This window comes from Curtobacterium sp. A7_M15 (genome assembly GCF_030705415.1).
Lineage (GTDB): Bacteria > Actinomycetota > Actinomycetes > Actinomycetales > Microbacteriaceae > Curtobacterium.
Window position 1 is genome coordinate 1 of record NZ_JAUZED010000197.1, and the last position, 2,747, is coordinate 2,747.

Annotated in this window: 4 protein-coding genes; 2 read left to right on the top strand and 2 right to left on the bottom strand. The window is 70.9% G+C overall.

The window, feature by feature from the left end; translation table 11 throughout:
- Window positions 1-255: 255 nt before the first annotated feature.
- Together Q7F20_RS18280 and Q7F20_RS18285 are read right to left on the bottom strand one after the other, a co-directional pair.
- A complete protein-coding gene (locus Q7F20_RS18280) occupies window positions 256-516 on the bottom strand; it encodes a thioredoxin family protein (protein WP_305741479.1) in 261 nt (86 codons plus the stop codon).
- Between the two features lie 130 nt (window positions 517-646).
- Window positions 647-937, bottom strand: coding sequence for a hypothetical protein (locus Q7F20_RS18285; RefSeq protein ID WP_305741480.1), 291 nt, complete (start codon window positions 935-937; stop codon window positions 647-649).
- A 61-nt stretch (window positions 938-998) separates the two neighbouring features.
- Between Q7F20_RS18285 and Q7F20_RS18290 the strand changes: the two genes are divergently transcribed.
- Both Q7F20_RS18290 and Q7F20_RS18295 read left to right on the top strand, forming a co-directional pair.
- Window positions 999-1,445, top strand: coding sequence for a MarR family winged helix-turn-helix transcriptional regulator (locus Q7F20_RS18290; RefSeq protein ID WP_305741481.1), 447 nt, complete (start codon window positions 999-1,001; stop codon window positions 1,443-1,445).
- The gene (locus tag Q7F20_RS18295) at window positions 1,442-2,683 is read left to right on the top strand and encodes an MFS transporter (RefSeq protein WP_305741482.1); all 1,242 of its coding nucleotides are present in this window, start codon (window positions 1,442-1,444) and stop codon (window positions 2,681-2,683) included. Before Q7F20_RS18290 ends, Q7F20_RS18295 begins: the two co-directional genes overlap by 4 nt.
- Window positions 2,684-2,747 lie beyond the last annotated feature (64 nt).

The following is a 2,747-nucleotide window of genomic DNA, read 5'->3' on the forward strand; positions in this document are numbered from 1 at the left end:
CGGAGCCGCGGTGGCGTGCTCCGGCGCGCCTGGGAGCGGAAGAACGCCCTCGGACCGGACGACCGCAGTGTGCTCGGCGTGCTCGCGCTGGCGATCGGTGCGCCGGTGCGTGTACTGAAGCGGGCAGTCCGGCGGGTGCGGCGGCTGGTGCGGCCGGCGGAGGTGCCGGTGTTGCTCGCGCCGACGAGTCAGCGTGCGGGAGCGGAAGGGGTCCGGACAGGTGCTCGCCCCGACGACGCCGGGACGGCTGGCCGGTCAGACCGCCTTGGCGATCGCGAGGAGCAGCTGGTCCCGGGTCGGGACGCCGGGTGACCGGAAGACCTCGGCGCCGTCGTCCCGCCGCACGATGATCGTGGGGGTCGACCGGATGCCGAGGTCCTCCGCCTGGTCGGGGTGGTTCGCCACGTCGCGCTCGGTCACGTGCAGGTCGGGGACGAGGCCCGACGCCTCGGCCGACACCCGGCGGGCGGCGGCGCACGGGGCGCAGAACGATGATGTCCAGAGGTCGAGCTGCATGTGGTCTTGCAACGCCGGCGCGCGCGGATCTACTCCCCGGGGTCGGCCCGGCGCGGCGTGGCGCGTCTGGGAGCGTCGTGGCGCGCCCCGCTGCGTCGTGGCGCGTCTCGGTGCGGCGTGGCGCGGCGGTCTACTCGCGGTCGAACTCGCCGCTGCGGTCGCCGCGGTCCTGCAGGTCGTCGACCGGGTCGGACTCCCCCGGCACGTACTCGAACTCCGCCGAGGTCTGGTCGAGCACCTGACGGGACTTCGTCAGACGGTAGGTGAACGCGGTCTGGAGTCCTTCGACGTCGGCGAACACCGTGACCTCGTCGTCCAGCGCGTCGCTCGTGGCGGTGCGGGTGTCGGTCGTGCCGTCGAAGGGTCCGCCGTGGAAGATCGCGGTGTACTCGTCGCCTTCGTGGATGGTGATGTCGCTCATGCATCTCTTCTACCAGGCAGAGCCTGTTGACTCATTCATAGCCGCGCTATATAGTTTGGCTATGGAATCACTGCGAGAACAGACGATCGAGACGCTCCTCGTCTCCGTCAACCGCCTGATCCGCACCGCTGCACAGTCGACGGGGAACGCGACGTCGTCCGCCGTCTGGCGGACGCTCGGCATCCTCGAGACCGACCAGCCGCTCCGCCTCGGCGAGCTTGCCGCCGCCTCCCGTGTCGCGCAACCCACGATGACGAAGCTCGTCGCCGGCATGCTCGCCGACGGCCTCGTGTCCCGCAGCGTCGACCCCGACGACTCCCGCGGGCAGCTCATCGAACTCACCGACGTCGGTCGTGAACGCCTGGTGTCGTGGCGGGCCACCCTCACCCGGACGATCGGACCGCTCTTCGCCGACCTGCCCGACGACGAGTGGGAGACCCTGCACGACGCCGCCGCGATCATCGCCGCACGAACCTCCACCGCTACCAGAACGGAGACCCACGCGTGAACGCCCACGCTCCGGCCGGACAGTCCGGCAGCATCCTCAAGCAGTCATCGGCGGTCTGGGCGATCGCCTTCGCCTGCGTCGTCGCCTTCATGGGCATCGGTCTCGTCGACCCGATCCTCCCCGCGATCGCCTCGTCCCTCAAGGCCACCGCGGCGCAGACCGAGCTCCTCTTCACGAGCTACCTCGCCGTCACCGGTGTCGCGATGTTCTTCACCAGCTGGGTGTCCAGCCGCATCGGCGCGAAGAACACCCTGCTCATCGGGCTCGCCCTCATCGTGGTCTTCTCGGTGCTCGCGGCGACGTCGAACAGCGTGTGGACGATCATCGACTTCCGTGCGGGTTGGGGTCTCGGGAACGCCCTCTTCATCTCCACCGCGCTCGCGACGATCGTCGGAGCGGCCTCGGGCGGCACGGCGTCCGCGATCATCCTGTACGAGGCGGCGCTCGGCCTCGGCATCGCCGTCGGTCCACTCGTCGGCGGCCTGCTCGGCTCGGTGAGCTGGCGCGGCCCGTTCTTCGGCGTCACCACGCTGATGGCGATCGCGTTCATCGCCATCGTGACGCTCCTGAAGACGAAGAACCTCGAGAAGCCCACGCCGACGAAGCTCTCCGCCCCGTTCCGCGCACTCGGCCGTCCGGCACTCGCCGCCCTCGCCGTCACCGCGCTCTTCTACAACATCGGCTTCTTCGTCCTGCTCGCCTACACGCCCTTCCCGCTCGGCTTCGGCGCACTCGGCATCGGCTTCACGTTCTTCGGCTGGGGCGTCGGCCTCGCGATAACCTCGGTGTGGGTCGCCCCGATGCTCACCGCGCGGCTCCGACGGACCACCGTGCTGAAGATCGCGCTCCCGCTGCTCGCGCTGGACCTGTTCGCCGCCGCGGTGGTCGTGCACTCGCAGGTGGGCCTGATCATCTGCGTCGTCATCGGCGGCCTCGTGCTCGGTGTCCTCAACACGGTCCTGACCGAGTGCGTCATGGAGGCCACGGACCTCCCCCGCTCCGTCGCCTCGAGCGCCTACTCCGCAGTGCGCTTCATCGGCGGTGCGATCGCCCCGCCCGTGGCCACCCTGCTCGCCGACCGGTTCGCCCCCTCGGCCGCGTACGTCTTCGCCGGGCTGTCCGTCGCTGTCGCGTTCGTCGTCGTGGTGGCGACCACGCGGGTGCTGCGCCGGGTCGACGACGGTGCCGAGCCCGAGCCCGTCGAGGCCGAGGCCATCGCCGCCGGCGAGATGGCCTAGGCCGCGGGGCCCCTCCCGACCGGCCGGGCGGCGCGCGAGCGGGCGAAATACGTCCCGCTCGCCC